General features: G+C 63.9%; 16 protein-coding genes. 4 read left to right on the top strand and 12 right to left on the bottom strand.

What is annotated here, in order from left to right; translation table 11 throughout:
• Window positions 1-28: 28 nt before the first annotated feature.
• Both ABID44_RS15055 and ABID44_RS15050 read left to right on the top strand, forming a co-directional pair.
• Complete coding sequence (locus tag ABID44_RS15055) at window positions 29-1,450, top strand: glutamine synthetase family protein (RefSeq protein WP_354152536.1); 1,422 nt, start codon at window positions 29-31, stop codon at window positions 1,448-1,450.
• Between the two features lie 65 nt (window positions 1,451-1,515).
• On the top strand, window positions 1,516-2,802 hold the full coding sequence (locus tag ABID44_RS15050; RefSeq protein ID WP_354152535.1) for an NAD(P)/FAD-dependent oxidoreductase: 1,287 nt from the start codon (window positions 1,516-1,518) through the stop codon (window positions 2,800-2,802).
• 259 nt (window positions 2,803-3,061) lie between these two features.
• On the opposite strand, the gene ABID44_RS15045 is transcribed toward ABID44_RS15050, so the two are convergent.
• The 9 genes from ABID44_RS15045 to ABID44_RS15005 all read right to left on the bottom strand — a co-directional run bounded on the left by ABID44_RS15045 (window position 3,062) and on the right by ABID44_RS15005 (window position 11,954).
• Window positions 3,062-3,469, bottom strand: a complete 408-nt coding sequence (locus ABID44_RS15045) for a F0F1 ATP synthase subunit epsilon (protein WP_354152534.1) — start codon at window positions 3,467-3,469, stop codon at window positions 3,062-3,064.
• Window positions 3,470-3,474: 5 nt separating this feature from the next.
• Window positions 3,475-3,669: a glutathione S-transferase gene (locus ABID44_RS15040; protein ID WP_354152533.1), complete on the bottom strand. Its 195-nt coding sequence runs from the start codon at window positions 3,667-3,669 to the stop codon at window positions 3,475-3,477.
• A gap of 3 nt (window positions 3,670-3,672) precedes the next feature.
• On the bottom strand, window positions 3,673-5,274 hold the full coding sequence (gene atpD / locus ABID44_RS15035; protein ID WP_354152532.1) for a F0F1 ATP synthase subunit beta: 1,602 nt from the start codon (window positions 5,272-5,274) through the stop codon (window positions 3,673-3,675).
• Window positions 5,275-5,345: 71 nt separating this feature from the next.
• The gene (locus ABID44_RS15030) at window positions 5,346-6,224 is read right to left on the bottom strand and encodes a F0F1 ATP synthase subunit gamma (RefSeq protein ID WP_354152531.1); all 879 of its coding nucleotides are present in this window, start codon (window positions 6,222-6,224) and stop codon (window positions 5,346-5,348) included.
• 31 nt (window positions 6,225-6,255) lie between these two features.
• Window positions 6,256-7,785, bottom strand: coding sequence for a F0F1 ATP synthase subunit alpha (gene atpA / locus ABID44_RS15025; protein WP_354152530.1), 1,530 nt, complete (start codon window positions 7,783-7,785; stop codon window positions 6,256-6,258).
• A complete protein-coding gene (locus tag ABID44_RS15020; protein WP_354152529.1) occupies window positions 7,785-8,345 on the bottom strand; it encodes a F0F1 ATP synthase subunit delta in 561 nt (186 codons plus the stop codon). The genes atpA and ABID44_RS15020 overlap by 1 nt, the downstream gene beginning before the upstream one ends.
• A 234-nt stretch (window positions 8,346-8,579) precedes the next feature.
• Window positions 8,580-8,975, bottom strand: coding sequence for an AGROH133_08824 family phage infection protein (locus ABID44_RS15015; protein ID WP_354152528.1), 396 nt, complete (start codon window positions 8,973-8,975; stop codon window positions 8,580-8,582).
• 68 nt (window positions 8,976-9,043) lie between these two features.
• Complete coding sequence (locus tag ABID44_RS15010) at window positions 9,044-9,745, bottom strand: aspartate/glutamate racemase family protein (protein ID WP_354152527.1); 702 nt, start codon at window positions 9,743-9,745, stop codon at window positions 9,044-9,046.
• 25 nt (window positions 9,746-9,770) lie between these two features.
• A complete protein-coding gene (locus ABID44_RS15005; protein WP_354152526.1) occupies window positions 9,771-11,954 on the bottom strand; it encodes a primosomal protein N' in 2,184 nt (727 codons plus the stop codon).
• Between the two features lie 90 nt (window positions 11,955-12,044).
• Between ABID44_RS15005 and fsa the strand changes: the two genes are divergently transcribed.
• Window positions 12,045-12,698, top strand: a complete 654-nt coding sequence (gene fsa / locus ABID44_RS15000; RefSeq protein WP_354152525.1) for a fructose-6-phosphate aldolase — start codon at window positions 12,045-12,047, stop codon at window positions 12,696-12,698.
• A gap of 112 nt (window positions 12,699-12,810) precedes the next feature.
• On the opposite strand, the gene lptE is transcribed toward fsa, so the two are convergent.
• Both lptE and leuS read right to left on the bottom strand, forming a co-directional pair.
• Window positions 12,811-13,392, bottom strand: coding sequence for an LPS assembly lipoprotein LptE (gene lptE / locus ABID44_RS14995; RefSeq protein WP_354152524.1), 582 nt, complete (start codon window positions 13,390-13,392; stop codon window positions 12,811-12,813).
• Entirely contained in the window at window positions 13,379-16,006 is a 2,628-nt protein-coding gene (gene leuS, locus ABID44_RS14990; RefSeq protein ID WP_354152523.1) for a leucine--tRNA ligase, read from the bottom strand. The genes lptE and leuS overlap by 14 nt, the downstream gene beginning before the upstream one ends.
• Window positions 16,007-16,160: 154 nt before the next feature.
• Between leuS and ABID44_RS14985 the strand changes: the two genes are divergently transcribed.
• The gene (locus ABID44_RS14985; protein ID WP_354152522.1) at window positions 16,161-16,823 is read left to right on the top strand and encodes a YggS family pyridoxal phosphate-dependent enzyme; all 663 of its coding nucleotides are present in this window, start codon (window positions 16,161-16,163) and stop codon (window positions 16,821-16,823) included.
• A gap of 92 nt (window positions 16,824-16,915) precedes the next feature.
• On the opposite strand, the gene ABID44_RS14980 is transcribed toward ABID44_RS14985, so the two are convergent.
• Window positions 16,916-18,022, bottom strand: a complete 1,107-nt coding sequence (locus tag ABID44_RS14980; protein WP_354152521.1) for a branched-chain amino acid ABC transporter substrate-binding protein — start codon at window positions 18,020-18,022, stop codon at window positions 16,916-16,918.
• Window positions 18,023-18,506 lie beyond the last annotated feature (484 nt).

Raw genomic sequence — 18,506 nt, 5'->3', positions numbered from 1 at the left:
CGGTCGATATTGTTCCATTTGGTGATTGATGCCTCCCGTCAAGAAGGAAGTTCGCTCGAAACGCGCCCGCCCCCCTGCTTTCGTGAAAAATCAGCGTGGGGTGAAGAACTGGAAGGAAGCCAGCGCCTGGCTCGAGTGGCGCGGCATCGAAGACATAGAATGCATTACGCCGGACCAGGCCGGCGTCGCGCGCGGCAAGATGATGCCGTCGAGCAAGTTCACCTCCAATACGTCGCTGGCGCTGCCCTCGGCCGTGTTCATGGCCACCATATCCGGCGGCTATCCTGAAGACGGCAACGGCTTCGTCTATCCCGAGGATGACGGCGACCTGAAGATGGCGCCGGATCTCACGACGCTGACCGTGGTGCCGTGGGAGGACGACCCCACGGCTGCGGTGATCTGCGATCTCGTGCATCAGGACGGACGCACGGTCGAATTCACGCCTCGCAACGTGCTCAAGAATGTCGTCGCCGCTTATGACAGGATCGGCCTGAAGCCGGTGGTCGCGCCGGAAATCGAATTCTATCTGGTTCACAAGAACCCTGATCCCGACTATCCGCTCACCCCGCCGGTCGGTCGCTCGGGCCGCGCCATCGGCGGGGGCGCGGGATATTCTATCGCCGGTGTCAACGAGTTCGACGAGCTGATCGACGACATCTATCATTTCTCGGAGAGTCAGGGTCTGGAGATCGACACGCTGATTCACGAGGAAGGCGCTGGACAGCTCGAGATCAACCTGCGCCATGGCGACCCGGTGGAACTGGCGGATCAGGTGTTCATGTTCAAGCGCACGATCCGTGAAGCCGCGCTGAAACACAATATCTACGCAACCTTCATGGCCAAGCCGATCCAGGGGCAACCGGGCTCGGCCATGCACATCCATCAGTCGATCATCGACAAGAAAACCGGCCGCAACATATTTACGGCGGAAGACGGCTCCGAGACGGAAGCCTTCTTCCACTTCATCGGCGGCATGCAGCAGCATGTGCCGAACGCGCTGGCGATGCTCGCTCCCTATGTGAACTCCTATCGCCGTTTGACGCAGGCGGCTTCCGCGCCGGTCAACAACAAGTGGGGTTATGACAACCGCACCACCGCTTTCCGCGTGCCCCGCTCCGATCCTGCGGCACGACGTGTCGAAAACCGGATTCCCTCCTCCGACGCCAACCCCTATCTGGCGCTCGCTGCGTCGCTTGCCTGCGGCCTCATCGGGCTGAACAACCGGCTGCAAGCCGACCCGCCAGTGGTCAATACGGCCAATGAGGACGAGATCGACCTGCCGCGCGGCTTGCTGGAGGCCGTCGATATGTTCGAGCAGGACGAGGAACTGTCCGCTATTCTCGGCAAGACATTCGCCACCACCTTCGCCGCGATCAAACGTGCCGAATTCGAGACCTTCATGGAGGTCATCAGCCCCTGGGAACGCGAATATCTGCTGTTGAATGTTTGAGGCGCGCAAAAGCAGGGATGGACGCCGTCCCTGCTTCACGACCCTCTCCCGCACCGAAGCAAGCCATGCGCTATCAATCTCCCATTTCCCCCGGCCGTTCCTGGTATGAAGACACCGCAGGCGAACGTCCGGAACATCCACGGCTCGACGGCGACCGCTCCTGCGATGTCGTGATTGTCGGCGGCGGCTTCACAGGCCTGTCCGCCGCAATGCATCTGGCCAAAGCCGGCACAAATGTCGTGCTGATCGAATCGCACCGCCTCGGGGATGGCGCTTCCGGGCGCAATGGCGGACAACTCAACACCGGCCAGCGCGCATGGCCGGAGGAAATGGAAGCCGAATATGGCTTCACCCGCGCCAAGGCGCTGTTCGACGTCGCCGAGGAAGCCAAGGCGCATCTGCTCAGCTTTGCCGAAACCAACGGCGTCGATATCGAATACATGCCCGGCCAGCTCTCGGTGGCGCACAAAAAGCGCTATGTAGATAACTACAAGGCGCACGCCGAGATCATGGCCGACCGCTTCGGCTATCCTCATATTTCCTTCATGGACGCGAAGGAAACATCCGAACGTATCGGCTCGCAGCGCTTCTTTGGCGGTGTGCGCGACACCGGCACAGGCCATATCCACCCGCTCAGGCTGGTCATCGGCACGGCGCGGGTGGCGGTGGCGGCGGGCGCGGATCTTTACGAGAACACGCCCGCAACAGGGATTATCGCCACCGGCGGCAAGGTGCGGGTGACAACCCCTTACGGAACCGTCACCGCCGACAAGTGCCTGATCGCCACCAATGCCTATGGCGGCAAGCTGGAGCCGGTAAGCGCCGCGCACATCATGCCGATCGGCTCCTTCATCGGCGCCACCGTCCCGCTTGGCCCCGGCAGCCCGGTTATTCCCGGCGGGGAATCGGTGGACGATTCGCGCTTCGTGGTGCGCTACTTCCGAAAATCGAAGGATGGGCGACTGCTGTTCGGCGGGCGCGAAATCTACGCAGTCGCCGAACCCGGCGACATCCACATTCATATCCGCAAGCAGATCGCCGAAATCTATCCGGACCTGAAGGACATCGAGATCACGCACGGCTGGGGCGGCTATGTCGGCATCACAATGCCGAGGCAGCCTTTCGTGCGCGAAGTGATGCCGAACGTCATCTCGGCTGGCGGCTATTCCGGCCACGGCGTCATGTTGTCCAACTTTGTCGGCAAGCTCTACGCGGACACGGTAGCCGGCAGTCGCGAAAAGCTGAAACTGTTCGAGGAATTGAAGGTTCCCGCCTTTCCCGGCGGTCGAAAGCTGCGCGCGCCGCTCCTGTTCCTCGCGCTCAACTGGTACGCGCTACGCGACCGGATCTGAGCGGATCAATCCTGCTGGCTTCGGATTCTCCACCGCCTCTTGGGTGGAACATGCGCCGACGGTTAAGCGTGTATTCACCATCGTCCGCCATTCTCGTGTGCCTGCGGCACGAGTATCGCGTACCGCGGTGCGCAAGCGCCAAGGCGACAGCCCGCGTCTCTGCGAGGCGCGGGTTCTTTCCTGCTTCTGTCACGTCATGTTAGGACAACAAAAAAAGCCGGGCAGGCCCGGCTTCTTCGATACCAGTTTTCGGGACTGATCAGGCTGCCTGAAGAGCGCCCTGCAGCGTAGTGAGCTGCGCCAGATACTGCTCCGCACGCGTGCGCGCGGCATCGTCCCTCGCATCGGCGACGTCTTCCCTGGCGTCCTGCACGCGCCGGGCGATATCCTCGCGGTCGAGGTCCTTCACGGCTACGGCGGACTCCGCAAGCAGCGTGCAGCCTGCCGGAAGAATGTCGGCAAAGCCGCCGAACACCACGTAACGTTCCTGCTGCCCGCCAGCGGTCCTGACGGTCACCACGCCGGGCTTGATCGTGGTCATGACCGGCGCGTGGTTCGCCATTACGGTCATCTCGCCTTCCGTTGCCGGAATGACGACCGACTCGATCTTCTCGGAGACCAGCAGCCGCTCCGGCGAGACCAGTTCGAATTGGAAAGCTTCAGCCATGATGCCTATGCCTTTGATTCCTCGGGCAGCGACTTCTCGAAATGAGAAATCGCCGCTGCAAACTTGTCCCGACAACCGGGATTACAGAAACCGACCGTATGGCCTTTGTAAACGGTCAACGAATCCACCGAAATCGGCTTGCCCGACCAGGGGCAGGTTTCATTGACCGCATCCTCCAGCCGAAGGTCGCGATCCGACATGGATCAGGCTGCTTCCGCGGCCAGCTTCTGCGCCTTCTCGACCGCTTCCTCGATGCCGCCGACCATGTAGAAGGCAGCTTCCGGAAGGTGATCGTACTCGCCGGCGACCAGACCCTTGAAGCCCTTGATCGTGTCTTCGAGAGAAACCAGCTTGCCCGGCGAACCGGTGAACACCTCTGCCACGAAGAAAGGCTGCGACAGGAAGCGCTCGATCTTGCGGGCGCGCGCCACGGTCAGCTTGTCCTCTTCCGACAGTTCGTCCATGCCGAGGATGGCGATGATGTCCTGCAGCGACTTGTAGCGCTGCAGCGTCTGCTGCACCTCACGGGCCACCTGATAGTGCTCCTCGCCGACGACCAGCGGGTCGAGCATGCGCGAGGTCGAGTCCAGCGGGTCGACGGCCGGATAGATGCCCTTTTCGGCGATGGCGCGGTTCAGGGTCGTGGTTGCGTCAAGGTGGGCGAAGGAGGTCGCCGGAGCCGGGTCGGTCAGGTCGTCGGCCGGCACGTAAATGGCCTGCACCGAGGTGATCGATCCCTTGGTGGTGGTGGTGATGCGCTCCTGAAGTGCGCCCATGTCTGTGGCCAGCGTCGGCTGATAGCCCACCGCCGAAGGAATGCGGCCGAGCAGCGCCGACACTTCCGAACCCGCCTGGGTGAAGCGGAAGATGTTGTCCACGAAGAACAGAACGTCCTGGCCCTGGTCGCGGAAATATTCTGCGACGGTCAGACCGGTCAGGGCGACGCGGGCGCGGGCTCCCGGCGGTTCGTTCATCTGGCCGTACACGAGAGCAGCCTTGGAGCCTTCGCCGCCGCCCTTCTGGTTGACGCCCGATTCGATGAACTCGTGGTAGAGGTCGTTGCCCTCGCGGGTACGCTCGCCCACGCCGGCGAACACGGAGTAGCCGCCATGCGCCTTGGCGATGTTGTTGATCAGTTCCTGGATCAGAACCGTCTTGCCGACGCCGGCGCCGCCGAACAGGCCGATCTTGCCGCCCTTCGCGTAAGGCGCGAGCAGATCGATGACCTTGATGCCCGTCACCAGAATAGCCGCCTCGGTCGACTGGTCGACATATTCCGGCGCCGGCTGGTGAATGCCGCGATGTTCGGTGGCGTTGATCGGGCCAGCCTCGTCGACGGGCTCGCCAATGACGTTGATGATGCGGCCGAGCATGCCGGGACCGACCGGCACCGAGATCGGCGCGCCGGTGTCGGTGACTTCCTGGCCGCGAACCAGACCTTCGGTCGCGTCCATGGCGATGCAGCGCACGGTGTTCTCGCCAAGGTGCTGAGCGACTTCCAGAACCAGACGGTTGCCGACGTTCTCGGTTTCGAGGGCGTTCAGGATCGCGGGCAGGTTGTCCTCGAACTGGACGTCAACGACAGCGCCGATGACCTGGCGAACCTTGCCGACCGCACCGGTCGCCTTCGCGGCGGCACGCGTGGTTCCGGCGGCGGCTGGAGCCGCAGCCTTCTTTGCCGGAGCTGCCTTTGCGGGCGCTGCCGCCTTCTTGGCCGGAGCGGCCGCCTTGGCAGGAGCAGCCGCCTGAGCGGGAGCTTCTGCAGTCTTAGCGGTCGCCTTTTTCGGGGTCGCTGCTTTCGCCATCGTCTGTAGCCCTTTTTCGTCCGTTTGTTGTCACATGCCCGCGTGAAAGCTCCAGGCCTTCACGCCGCATGCTAGAGCGCCTCGGCGCCCGAAATGATTTCGATGAGTTCCTTGGTGATCTGCGCCTGACGCTGGCGGTTGTACGTGATCGACAGCTTGTTGATCATGTCGCCGGCATTGCGCGTCGCATTGTCCATGGCGCTCATCTTGGCGCCCATCTCGCCGGCCGCGTTTTCCAGCAGGGCGCGGAAGACCTGAACTGAAATGTTGCGCGGGATCAGATCGGAGAGAATCTCGCCCGGCTCCGGTTCGTATTCGTAGACCGCGCTGCCATTGGCCACCTCGGCCTCGGCGGCGGCCGCAGCGGGAATGATCTGCTGCGCCGTCGGAACCTGGCTGATCACCGACTTGAAATTGGAGTAGAACAGCGTGCAGACGTCGAATTCGCCCTGCTCGAACAGCTGGATCACCTTCTTCGCGATCGCGTCGGCGTTGGCGAAGCCGATCGTCTTCACCTCGCGCAGGTCGATACGCTCGATGATGAGCGACGCATAATCCCGGCGCAGGATGTCGAAGCCCTTCTTGCCGACGCAGATGATCTTGACCGTCTTGCCGTCGGACAGAAGCTTGCGGATATGATCGCGCGCATGCCGGGCGATCTGCGAGTTGAAGCCGCCGCACAGACCACGCTCGGCGGTGCAGACGACGAGCAGATGCACGTCGTCCTTGCCGGTGCCGGTCATCAGCGCCGGGGCTTCGCCCCCCGCGCCGATAGCCTGCGTGATGTTGGCGAGGACAGCGCCCATACGCTCCGAATAGGGGCGAGCGGCCTCCGCAGCTTCCTGGGCACGACGCAGCTTCGCCGCGGCGACCATCTGCATCGCCTTGGTGATTTTCTGCGTCGCCTTTACCGAGGCGATGCGGTTACGAAGGTCTTTCAGTGACGCCATGCTTCAAACTCTGTTCCGCGTGCGTTCCGGGTCAGGCGAAAGTCTTGGCGAACGCGTCGACTTCGGCCTTCAGCTTGTTGCGCAGATCGTCCGACAGCGCCTTTTCCTTGCGGATGCCGTCCAGCACTTCCTTGCCGACCGTGCGCAGGTGCGACAGGAGGCCCTGCTCGAAACGGCCGACGTCGGAGACGGCGAGCTTGTCGAGATAGCCGTTGACGCCCGCGAAAATCACAGCGACCTGCTCTTCGGTCTTAAGCGGCGAGAACTGCGGCTGCTTGAGCAGTTCGGTCAGGCGCGCGCCACGATTGAGCAGACGCTGGGTTGCGGCGTCGAGGTCCGAACCGAACTGAGCGAAGGCGGCCATTTCGCGATACTGGGCGAGCTCGCCCTTGATCGAGCCGGCAACCTGCTTCATCGCCTTGATCTGCGCTGCCGAACCGACGCGCGACACCGACAGACCGACGTTCACGGCCGGGCGGATACCCTGGAAGAACAGGTTGGTCTCAAGGAAGATCTGGCCGTCGGTGATCGAAATCACGTTGGTCGGAATGTAGGCCGACACGTCGTTGGCCTGCGTCTCGATGACCGGCAGGGCGGTAAGCGAACCATTGCCATTGTCGTCGTTCAGCTTCGCGGCGCGCTCCAGAAGACGGGAGTGCAGGTAGAACACGTCGCCCGGATAAGCCTCACGCCCCGGCGGACGGCGCAGCAGCAGCGACATCTGGCGGTAGGCGACGGCCTGCTTGGACAGGTCGTCATAGCCGATCAGCGCGTGCTGGCCGCTGTCGCGGAAATATTCGCCCATGGTGCAGCCGGTGAACGGCGCGAGATACTGGAGCGGAGCCGGATCGGAAGCGGTGGCGGCGACGATGATGGAGTACTCCAGCGCGCCGCGCTCTTCCAGAATCTTCACGAACTGCGCGACGGTCGAACGCTTCTGACCGACGGCGACGTAGACGCAGTAAAGCTTTTCCGACTCGGGACCGCTGTCGTGGATGGCCTTCTGGTTGAGGATGGTGTCCAGAATGATGGCGGTCTTGCCGGTCTGGCGATCGCCGATGACCAGCTCGCGCTGGCCGCGACCGACCGGGATGAGGGCGTCGATGGCCTTGAGGCCGGTCGACATCGGCTCGTGAACCGACTTGCGCGGAATGATGCCGGGAGCCTTGACGTCGACGCGGCGACGCTCCTTCGACTTGATCGGGCCCTTGCCGTCGATCGGGTTGCCCAGCGCGTCGACCACGCGGCCAAGCAGCTCGGGACCGACCGGAACGTCAACGATGGCGCCGGTACGCTTGACGGTGTCGCCTTCCTTGATGTCGCGGTCGTTGCCGAAGATAACGACGCCGACATTGTCGGCCTCGAGGTTCAGCGCCATGCCGCGAATGCCGCCGGGGAACTCGACCATCTCGCCGGCCTGGACATTGTCGAGGCCGTAGACACGGGCGATGCCGTCACCGACCGACAGAACCTGGCCGACTTCGGAAACTTCGGCTTCCTTGCCGAAATTCTTGATCTGGTCTTTCAGAATTGCGGAGATTTCCGCGGCGCGGATGTCCATCAGCCGACCTCTTTAAGTGCAAGCTTGAGCGAATTGAGTTTGGTTTTGAGCGATGTATCGATCTGGCGCGAGCCCATCCTGACAACCAGACCACCGAGCAGGCTCGGGTCGACAGTGACGTTGATGACCACGTCCTTGCCGGCGACGCTCTTGAGCGCCGCCTTGAGTTCGTTCTGCTGGGCGGCCGTCAGCGCATGCGCCGCGGTCACATCGGCAGACACTTCACCGCGATGCTCGGCGGCGATGCGGCGGAACGCCTGTATCATGCCGGGAACGGCGAACAGGCGGCGATTGCGGGCGACCACACGCAGGAAATTGCCGGCGAGGCCGTCGATCTTCGCCTTGCCGAGAATGGCGGAGACGGCGCGTTCCTGCTCGTCGGCGGCGAACACCGGGCTTTCGATCAGGCGGCGCAGGTCGGCGCTTCCGGCCAGCATGGCTTCAAAGCTGGCGAGAGCAGCCTCGACCCTGGCGATGGACTTGTCTTCGAGAGCGAGCTCGAAAAGCGAGCTGGCGTAGCGCTCGGCAACGGCGGAGATTGGCGAGGACGTTTGGGCCACGGTCCGTCTTTTCTCATGTCTGACAGGCCGCAGATTGTTGGCGCGAGTGAGAACTCTGGCTAAATCTTTGACCTTGCTTACGTTTCTCAAAGCTAAAGGGTCGGCTTCCGCTTCCCCTAGCTGAAAGTCGGTTGCCGTCTAGCATACGCCTCCCAAGACCGCAATCCATGGAGGGCAGTGGATTCCGGCACTTTTGTCGCATCCGCCTGATGAATGCGCTCGCGGCTCCGCGATTCAGGACCAGAAACCGAAGGCAAAAGCCAGCGGAAGCGCCGCCAGCAAGAGATCGACAACCAGTGCGGCCCAATTGTAGGGCGTGTTGGCGCCATCGCTCATCATGCCCAGCATGCGCCCGAAAGCTGTGAATAGCCATGAAAAACCGAGCGCCATATAGAGCAGAGGCTGCGCCAGCAGCACCGCGGTGAGGCCGAGGCCCAGATAGAAGCCGGCGAACCGGCTGCGGCCTTCGGCGACAGCCTCCGGCTTTTCGGGATGGGGCTGGAGGCGCAGCAGCCGGAAGCCGAATCCCGGCGCAAGGAACAGGACGAGGCCCAGCGCAACGGTGACGACGGCGCTCGTCCATGCCAGCCATTCGCCCTGGCTCATCGGCCACGGAAACGAAAATTCCATCGCGGTTCCCCGTTTTTTGCCGGAAAGGCCGGCGCTTTCACTTCACGTCAAAATGACAGATTCGCAGATTACGCGTCACCCAGCGCAAAGGCTATGGCGGCTTCGGCGTGGATGGCCGTGGTGTCGAACACCGGGATATCGAAATCGGGCTGGCCGATAAGCATGGTGATTTCGGTGCATCCCATGATCACGCCGTCGATCCCTTCTTCGGCCTGCAGGCGTGCGATCTCCGCCAGATAGGCCGCCTTCGAATCCGGTTTCACGATTCCCCGGCACAGTTCACCGTAGATGATTTCATGCACCCTGGCGCGGCCCGCCTCGTCCGGTGTTACAGCTTCTATGCCGTGGCGATCCGCAAGCCGCCGCCTGTAGAAATCCTCTTCCATGGTGAAGCGGGTGGCGAGAAGCGCCGGCCGTTTCACCCCGCTTCGCCGGATGGCTCCGGCCGTCGCATCTGCGATGTGCAGAAGCGGAATGCCGGTGGTCGCCTCTATCTCGCCAGACAGCTTGTGCATGGTGTTGGTGCAGATCACCAGACATTCCGCCCCGGCGGCTTCAAGCTGGCGTGCGGCCTGCGCCAGAAGGCGGCCCGCCCCTTGCCAGTCGCCGGCGTGCTGAAGCTCGGCGACCCCGGCGAAATCCACGGAAACCAGCACCAGCTTTGCGGAATGCAGGCCGCCCAGCCGCGCCCGGACGCCTTCGTTCAGGAGGCGGTAGTAGATCGCCGTGCTTTCCCAGCTCATGCCGCCCAGAAGGCCGATGGTCTTCATTGCCTGTCTCCTCCTGCCGAAGTCCTTACAGGAAACTCTGCGGATCGATATCGACCTGCACCCTGATCTGGCCGCGCACCTTGGGGCCTGCCGCCAGCATCGCCTTGATGAAGCCCTGCATGTCGGAGCGACGCCCCCCATGTATCAGCAGCCGGAAACGATGCCGGCCATTGAGCAGCGAAAGCGGCGCTTCCGCCGGTCCCAGCACGAATATGTCGGAAGCGTTCGGCGCTGCAAGCCGCAAGGCACGCGCATGACCTTCCGCCTCGGCCCGCGTCGGCGCGCTGACGATGAGGCCTGCCAACCGCCCGAAAGGCGGCAGACCGGTGCGCTCGCGCTCGCCGATCTCGCGCTCGTAGAACAGCTCCGAATCGCCCGAGACGATGGCCTGCATCACCGGGTGGTCGGGCTGATAGGTTTGCAGCAGGCCAAGGCTCTTCTTGCCGGTGCGGCCGGCGCGTCCCGTCACCTGGCTGAGAAGCTGGAAGGTGCGCTCGGAGGCGCGCGGATCGCCATTGGCAAGGCCGAGATCGGCGTCCACCACGCCCACCAGCGTCATGTTGGGAAAGTTGTGCCCCTTGGCGACGAGCTGCGTGCCGATCACGATATCGGCGTCGCCATTGGCGATCGCCTCCAGCTCCAGCCGCAGCCGCCGCACGCCGCCCATGATGTCGGAGGAAAGGACGATGGTGCGCGCCTCGGGAAAGTGCGCCACCACCTCCTCCGCGATGCGCTCCACACCCGGCCCGCAGGCGACGAGGTGGTCGAGGGTCCCGCATTCTGGGCAGGCGTCGGGCCGCTTTTGCGTATGCCCGCAATGATGACAGATGAGCTGGCCGCGAAAACGGTGCTCGACCAGCCAGGACGAACAGACCGGGCAGCCGAAGCGGTGGCCGCAGGCGCGGCACAGAGTGAGCGGCGCATAGCCGCGCCGGTTAAGAAACAGCAGCGACTGCTCGCCCTTTTCCAGCGTCGCCGCCATCCTTTGCAAAAGCAGCGGCGACAGGAAGCCGCCGCGCGCCGGCGGCGAACGGCGCATGTCTATGGTGCGCAAATCCGGCAGCGCCGCATCGGCGAAGCGCGACGACAGCACGACGCGGCCATACCGCTCCTGGCTGGCGTTTACACGACTTTCCACGGATGGCGTGGCCGACGCCAGCACCACCGGAAAGCCGCCGATATGGGCGCGCACCACCGCCATGTCGCGGGCATTGTAGAAGACGCGATCTTCCTGCTTGTAGGCAGGGTCGTGCTCCTCGTCGACGACGATCAGCCCAAGCTCGCGGAACGGCAGGAACAGCGCGGAGCGCGCGCCCGCCACCACTTTCACCGCGCCTTCCGCCACCTGCCGCCAGACCCGCTCGCGCATGCGCGGCGGCAGGTCGGAGTGCCATTCGGCCGGTTTGACGCCGAAACGGTTCTGGAAGCGCTCGAGAAACGCGTGCGTCAGCGCAATCTCTGGCAACAGGATCAGCACCTGCCGTCCCTTTTCGAGTGCGGCCGCCACCGCTTCGAAATAGACTTCGGTCTTGCCGGAGCCTGTCACGCCGTCGAGCAGGGTGACGCCGAAACCGTCCGCCTCCACCCCGGCCCTGAGATCATCCGCCGCAGCACGCTGGTCCGGCGTCAGCTCCGCCGCCGCATAGGCCGTGTCGGGCGCGGCGACCACCGGGCGCGGCGGGATCATCACCGCCTCGAACACGCCCTGCTCCCTGAGCCCGTCGACGACGGAGGACGACACGCCGGCGGCATGGGCCAGGCCCGAACGCGTCCATGCAAAACCGTCCGAAGCCGCCGCCAGCACCCGCTCCCGCGCCCCGGTCATCCGGTCGGGCCGCTGGTCGGTGAGCTTGACGCCCTCCGTCCACGGTTCGGGATCGAAGGCTTCAGGCGCGCGCAACAGCATGCGCGCCACCATGCCGGGCGGCGAAAGCGTGTATTGGGACACCCAGTCGACGAAACGACGCATGTCACGACTGATCGGAGGGCAATCGAACACCTGCTCGATCGGCCTCAGCTTTCGGACGTCCACCGGCTCCGCCCCGCCGTCCCAGACCACCCCGGCCACCTGCCTCGGCCCCAGCGGCACGCGCACGATGGACCCCGGCACAACGCGCATTCCTTCGGGAACCGCATAGGTGTAGGGGCGTTCTGCAGGCATGGGCACCAGCACGGGCGCTGCGGATGAAAAGGGCGAATCTTGGCTCATCGCGCGTGACCTTGCATCGTCTTTGGTCTAGAGCAAAGGCCGATAGCGCGTGCGTCCTCCCCGTACGCCGGAATCTTCAAGGAGACCGCAATGAAGTTCTTCGTCGATACCGCTGACATCAAGGAAATCCGTGAACTGAACGATATGGGGCTGGTCGATGGCGTCACCACCAATCCCTCGCTGATCCTGAAATCGGGCGGCAAGATCGATGAGGTGACGCGCGAGATCTGCGACATCGTTTCCGGTCCCGTTTCGGCCGAGGTCACAGCCACCGACTATGACGGCATGATGGCCGAGGCCAAGGTGCTGGCGAAGATCGCGGACAATGTCGCCATCAAGGTGCCGTTGACCCTCGACGGGCTCAAGGCCTGCAAGGCGATCCGCTCCGAGGGCCGCATGGTCAACGTCACGCTCTGCTTCTCGGCCAATCAGGCGCTGCTCGCCGCCAAGGCCGGCGCATCCTTCATCTCGCCCTTCGTCGGCCGTCTGGACGACATCGGCATCGAGGGCATGGACCTGATCTCCGAAATCCACCAGATCTACGACAACTACCACTTCGCGACGGAAATCCTTGTGGCCTCGGTCCGCACCGTGAACCACGTCAAGGACGCCGCGCTGATCGGCGCAGATGTCATCACCGCCCCGCCGGCCGTGCTGCGCTCGCTGGTCAGGCACCCGCTGACCGACAAGGGTCTGGAAGCCTTCCTCGCCGACTGGGCCAAGACCGGCCAGAAAATCGGCTGAGCCAGAGGCGGCGACCCAAAGGGAGCCGCCTTGCGAGGGGAGGCCTCGCCTCCCCCGTCACCCCGGTCTCCTGATTGGCGAATGCAGCTCGCAACGATCCGGCCGGCAGACGCTATTTGCGCTTCAGCAGGTCCTGCGCCAGCGCCAGACGCAGCACCTCCGCCAGTTCGCGCGCAGCGCGGTTTTCCGCGTCGAGCTGCGCCCGATAGGTGGCGAATTCCTGCTTTGGACGGTCAAACGACGACGCGATCGAACGCTTGCCGGCGCCGACCACCTTACCGGTCGCGACTTCCGTCAGGCGATAGTTCGCCGTCAGCGTCACCGTGCCTGCGCTCGGTTCGTCCTGATCCCTGGTCACCTGAATGGAAGCCGCCGACTGAACCAGTTCGGTGACGCCGAGGTCGAGCGAATAGACCGGTGACGCCGGCTCGCCCTTGCCGTGGGTGAGCCCGAAGATCAGGTTGTTGCGCACCTGCTGGGCGTAACGCGTCTTGACCGGCTTGACCGAGATCGAGGCGAGCTCTTCCGTGGCGACCGTCTGGCCTCCTACGGAAAGCGGCTGGCTGGAATAAAGCGGCTGCACCGTGCAGGCGGAGAGAAACGCCGCCGAAAGCAGCGCCGCCCCCGCCATCAACCTGCCGGCGCGCGCGCCGATCCCGTCCATCGTCCGCTTGGCTGTGTCAGGCAACGACATTCACGATCCTCTGCGGCACGACGATGATCTTGCGGGGCGCCTTGCCCTCCAGCGCCTTCTGCACGAAGTCGAGAGCCATGACCGCCTGTTCGACCGCAGCTTGATCCGCGTCGCGGGCAATTGTCAAATCCCCACGCTTCTTTCCGTTCACCTGAACGGGCAGGACGATCTCGTTATCCACCAGCAGGGCGGTGTCGAATGCGGGCCACGGACGCGCCGCGACAAGGCCCTCGCCACCGATGGCTTGCCAGCATTCCTCAGCCAGATGCGGCATCATCGGCGCCAGCATCGCGATCAGGAATTCCAGCCCTTCGCGCACGGCGGGCGCGCGTTCGACTTTGCCCTCGCCGACCGCCGCCACCTGCGGCGACAACAGGTTGGTGAGTTCGTAGAGACGCGCCACAGCACGGTTGAAGTGCAGCCGCTCGATGTCTTCGCCCACCGCCTTGAGGATCTTGTGCGCGCCGCGCGAGACTGTCAGCGCATCGCCTTCGGTTCCTGCCCCGGGCGCAACTTTGCCCAGCACCGGCACGGCGTCAGACACCAGACGCCACACACGCTGGACGAAGCGATGCGCGCCCTCGACGCCGGCCTCGGTCCAGATCACGTCACGCTCGGGCGGCGAGTCCGACAACATGAACCAGCGGGCCGTATCGGCGCCATAGCTGGCGATGATGTCGTCGGGATCGACCACGTTCTTCTTCGACTTCGACATCTTCTCGATCGAGCCGATGGCGATCGGCGCGCCGTCGGAAAGCAGGGTCGCGGTGCGCTTGCCGTCAACTTCCTCGATGCGCAGCTCAGCCGGCGAGACCCAGCCCTGTGGGCCCTTGTAGGTCTCGTGCACCACCATGCCCTGCGTGAACAGCCCCTCGAACGGCTCCTCGGCCACGTTGACGTGGCCGGTCGCCTTCATGGCGCGGGTGAAGAAGCGCGAATAGAGCAGGTGCAGGATCGCGTGCTCGATGCCGCCGATATACTGGTGGACCGGCAGCCAGCCGTTCTCGCCGTCGACATAGGCGAGGTCGGTCGGGGCCTTCTCGTTCTTCGGATCGGTGAAGCGCGCGAAATACCAGGATGAATCGACGAAGGTGTCCATCGTGTCGGTGTCGCGCCGCGCGGCCCCGCCGCAATTCGGGCAGGTCGTGTGCTTCCACGTCGGATGATGGTCGAGCGGATTGCCGGGCTTGTCGAAGGTGACGTCCATCGGCAGCTCCACCGGAAGCTGGTCCCCCGGCACCGGAACCGCGCCGCAGGCGTCGCAATGGATGACAGGGATCGGACAGCCCCAATAGCGCTGGCGCGAGATCAGCCAGTCGCGCAGGCGGAACTGCACCTTGCGCTTCGCCTGGGGACGGCCGTCGAGGTCCGCGCCCTCCAGGCGCTTCGCCACCTCGTCGAAGGCTTCGCTCGGGCTCATGCCGTCGAGGAAGCGCGAGTTGATCATCGTGCCGTCGTCGGAATAGGCCTCTTCGGTGATCTGGAAACTCGCCCCCTCAACGTCTTCCGGCTTCACCACCGGCGTGACCGGCAGACCGTATTTGTTGGCGAAGTCGAGGTCGCGCTGGTCATGCGCCGGACAGCCAAACACAGCCCCGGTGCCGTAATCCATCAGCACGAAGTTCGCCACGTAGACGGGCAGCGTCCACTCCGGATCGAAGGGATGGACGACGCGGATGCCCGTGTCGACGCCCTTCTTCTCGGCCGTCTCCAGCGTCGCCACGGATGTGCCCATGTGGTGCACTTCGTCGATGAAGGCGGCGATCTGGGGGTTGTCCCCGGCCGCCTTTTTCGCCAGCGGATGGTCGGCGGACACAGCCATGAAGGACGCGCCGAAGATGGTGTCGGGCCGGGTGGTGTATACCTCCAGCTCGCTCTCGCCCGCCGGGGCGGTCGCCGCATCCAGCTTCCAGCGCAGCAGCAGGCCCTCGGATCGGCCGATCCAGTTCTGCTGCATGACGCGGACCTTTTCCGGCCAGCGATCGAGCGTATCCAGCCCGTCCAGCAGGTCCTGCGACATGGAGGTGATCTTGAAGAACCACTGCGTCAGGTCGCGCTGCTCGACGGGCGCGCCGGAGCGCCAGCCCTTGCCGTCGATGACCTGCTCATTGGCCAGCACGGTCATGTCGACGGGGTCCCAGTTGACCTTGGCCGCCTTGCGCTCGACCAGCCCGGACTTCCAGAAGTCTAGGAACATTTTCTGCTGATGGCGATAGTAGGACGGATCGCACGTCGCCAGTTCACGCGACCAGTCGAGCGACAGGCCCATGGTCTTGAGCTGGCCCTTCATCGTCTCGATATTGGCGTAGGTCCAGTCGCGCGGATTGACCCTGTTGTCGCGCGCGGCGTTCTCGGCCGGCAGGCCGAAGGCGTCCCAGCCCATCGGGTGCAGCACGTTGAAGCCCCTGGCGCGCTTGTAACGCGCCACCACGTCGCCCATCGTGTAGTTGCGCACATGGCCCATATGGATGCGCCCGGACGGATAGGGAAACATCTCAAGCACATAGTATTTGGGCAGGGGATCGTCGTTCTTCGTCTCGAACAGCTTCCCGGCATCCCATGCCTTCTGCCATTTGGGTTCGGACGCGCGCGGATTGTATCGTTCGGTTGCCATGACCGGTTTTTCTTCTAAAAGCATGCTGGAAGCTGCCGCACGCAGGCGGGCAGCGGGGACATGCCCCGGTCTTCACCATGGTTTGCGGGACCCGTCAACCGTAAGGCGGGCCCGAGGGGCGAAATCGGAATTTCAGGACAGCAGGATTTTCGACATGAGCGATGCGGTTGAGCGGCTTGCACAGGTGAAGGACAGGATCGGCAAGGCCGCGCGCGCGGCTGGCCGCGATACCGGATCGGCCGTGCTGGTGACCGTCTCAAAAACATTCGAGGCGGACGCCATCCGTCCGGTCGTCGAGGCCGGACAGCGCGTGTTCGGCGAGAACCGCGTGCAGGAGGCGCAGGGCAAGTGGCCGGCGCTGAAAGCTGATTTCCCCGACATCGAACTGCGCCTGATCGGTCCGCTGCAATCCAACAAGGCGAAGGAAGCCGTGGCGCTGTTCGACGTCATCGAGACGGTCGACCGGGAAAAGATCGCCGCCGAACTGGCGAAAGAGATCGTGAAACAAGGCCGCGCGCCGCGCCTCTATGTTCAGGTCAACACCGGCTCGGAACCGCAGAAGGCCGGCATCGAGCCGAAGGAAGCCGTCGCGTTCGTCAACCGCTGCCGCGATGTCCATGACCTCGCCATCGAAGGGCTGATGTGCATTCCGCCCGCCGACGAGAACCCCGGCCCGCATTTCGCCCTGCTCGAAAAGCTCGCCGGCGAGGCTGGAGTTCAAAAGCTCTCCATGGGCATGTCGGGCGACTATGAGCTGGCCGTGGCCTTCGGCGCGACGAGCGTGCGCGTCGGCTCGGCCATCTTCGGCAGCCGGTAACAACTTCCCGTACAGACCCCTTACAGAGACGACACCAAAGAAAAAGGCCGGGGCATGACGCTCCGGCCTTTTCTGTTTCAGTCGCGAAAGCCTTACTCGGCGTCGACGATCTTGCCGCCTTCCCACTTGAAGAGCGAGAAGCTCGGCGAGCTCAGATCGCCGTTTTCGCCATAGGTCAGCTTGCCGATGGCGGTCGGAATTTCCGTACCGTCCTTCAGCGCGGCGGCGACGGCGGCGGTGTCGTCGGCCTTGCCGGCCTTTTCGATGCCTGCCTTCAGCACTTCCACGGCGGCAAAGGCGTTGAGCGTGAAGGCTTCCGGCGGAATGCCCTTTTCCTTCAGAACCTCAACAGCAGCAGCCGAATCGCCGCTCTTCAGCGCGTCGGAAGCGTTGGTGAACAGCGTGCCGGCGGCCGCTTCGTTGCCGATCGCCCAGTATTCGGTGTTCGACAGCCCTTCGCCACCGATAATCGTCGCCTTCACGCCGGCGTCGGCGAGCTGGCGGGCGAGCAGGCCACCCTCGGGGTGGTACCCGCCGAAGTAGATGACCTCGGCCCCGTCGGACTTGAGACGCGTGACCAGCGCCGAAAGGTCCTTCTCGCCGGGGTTCAGCGAGTTGTGGCTGACTTCCGTCACGCCGCCGGCGTTGATGCCCGCCTTGAAGGAATCGGCCAGACCCTTGCCATAGGTGCCCTTGTCGTCGACGATGGCGATCTTCTTGTCCTTCAGGTTCTTCACGACATAGGCGGCCGCAACCTCGGCCTGCTGGTCGTCACGGCCGCAGGTGCGCAGCACGTTGGTCAGGCCGCGCGCGGTGAGGTCCGGCGCAGTGGCCGTCGGCGTCACCATCAGCACGCCGTTCTCGGCGAACACGTCGGAAGCCGCCATGGCGACACCGGACGTCACCGGGCCAACCACATAGTGCACGCCCTCGCCCACCAGAAGGTTGGCTGCCGAAACGCCCTGCTTGGGATCGCCGGCATCGTCCGCCAGCTTGATCACCACCTGCTCGCCAAGGATGCCGCCATCCTTGTTGATCTTCTCCACGGCGGCCTCGGCGCCGTTCTTGACCTGCTCGCCATAGGCGGCGACCGGACCCGTCAGCGGAGCGACGACGCCGATGACGATGTCGGCCTGCGCGCCGGATGCGAAAGCCAGCGAGGCGAACAGTGCGACGCCGGCCAAAAGCTTCTTTTTCATGATAGTGCTCCCTGTTACCCGAACCCCGATTTGGCGAACCTCGATCCGCATGATCCGGTTCAACGAAGTCCTGAATTTCAGGCATAACGACTGCGCCACGACTTGGCAATCGCCCACCGGATGGGAGCCTCGGGAATGCCTGCCATATCGCTTGAGCCAGCAAGCGGCGCGCCACAAGCAGCCGCGCTTATGTCGTAATGTCGCGACGATAAATGGCGACAATCGAACGTCTAATATTGCCGTTGCGGCGGCAATGTTAATAATGCGCCCGGATTTCGCGGCGCATGCCGCGCCTCACGCCCGATCCTCGGGCGGATGTCTTTCGCGGGAGGAATGCCTGTAATGTCCGATGATCACATCTACCGTGTTCAGCCTTCGTGGCGATTGGATGCGTCGGTTGACGCTGCGCGGTATCGGGATTGGTACGATGCGAGCTTGCGGGATCCTGATGGGTTCTGGGGGGAGCATGGGCGGCGTCTTGACT

It is taken from the genome of Aquamicrobium ahrensii, assembly GCF_040545755.1.
GTDB lineage: Bacteria > Pseudomonadota > Alphaproteobacteria > Rhizobiales > Rhizobiaceae > Mesorhizobium > Mesorhizobium ahrensii.
The sequence above is the reverse complement of the archived record's forward strand: the minus strand, read 5'-3'. Positions and strand labels throughout refer to the sequence as shown.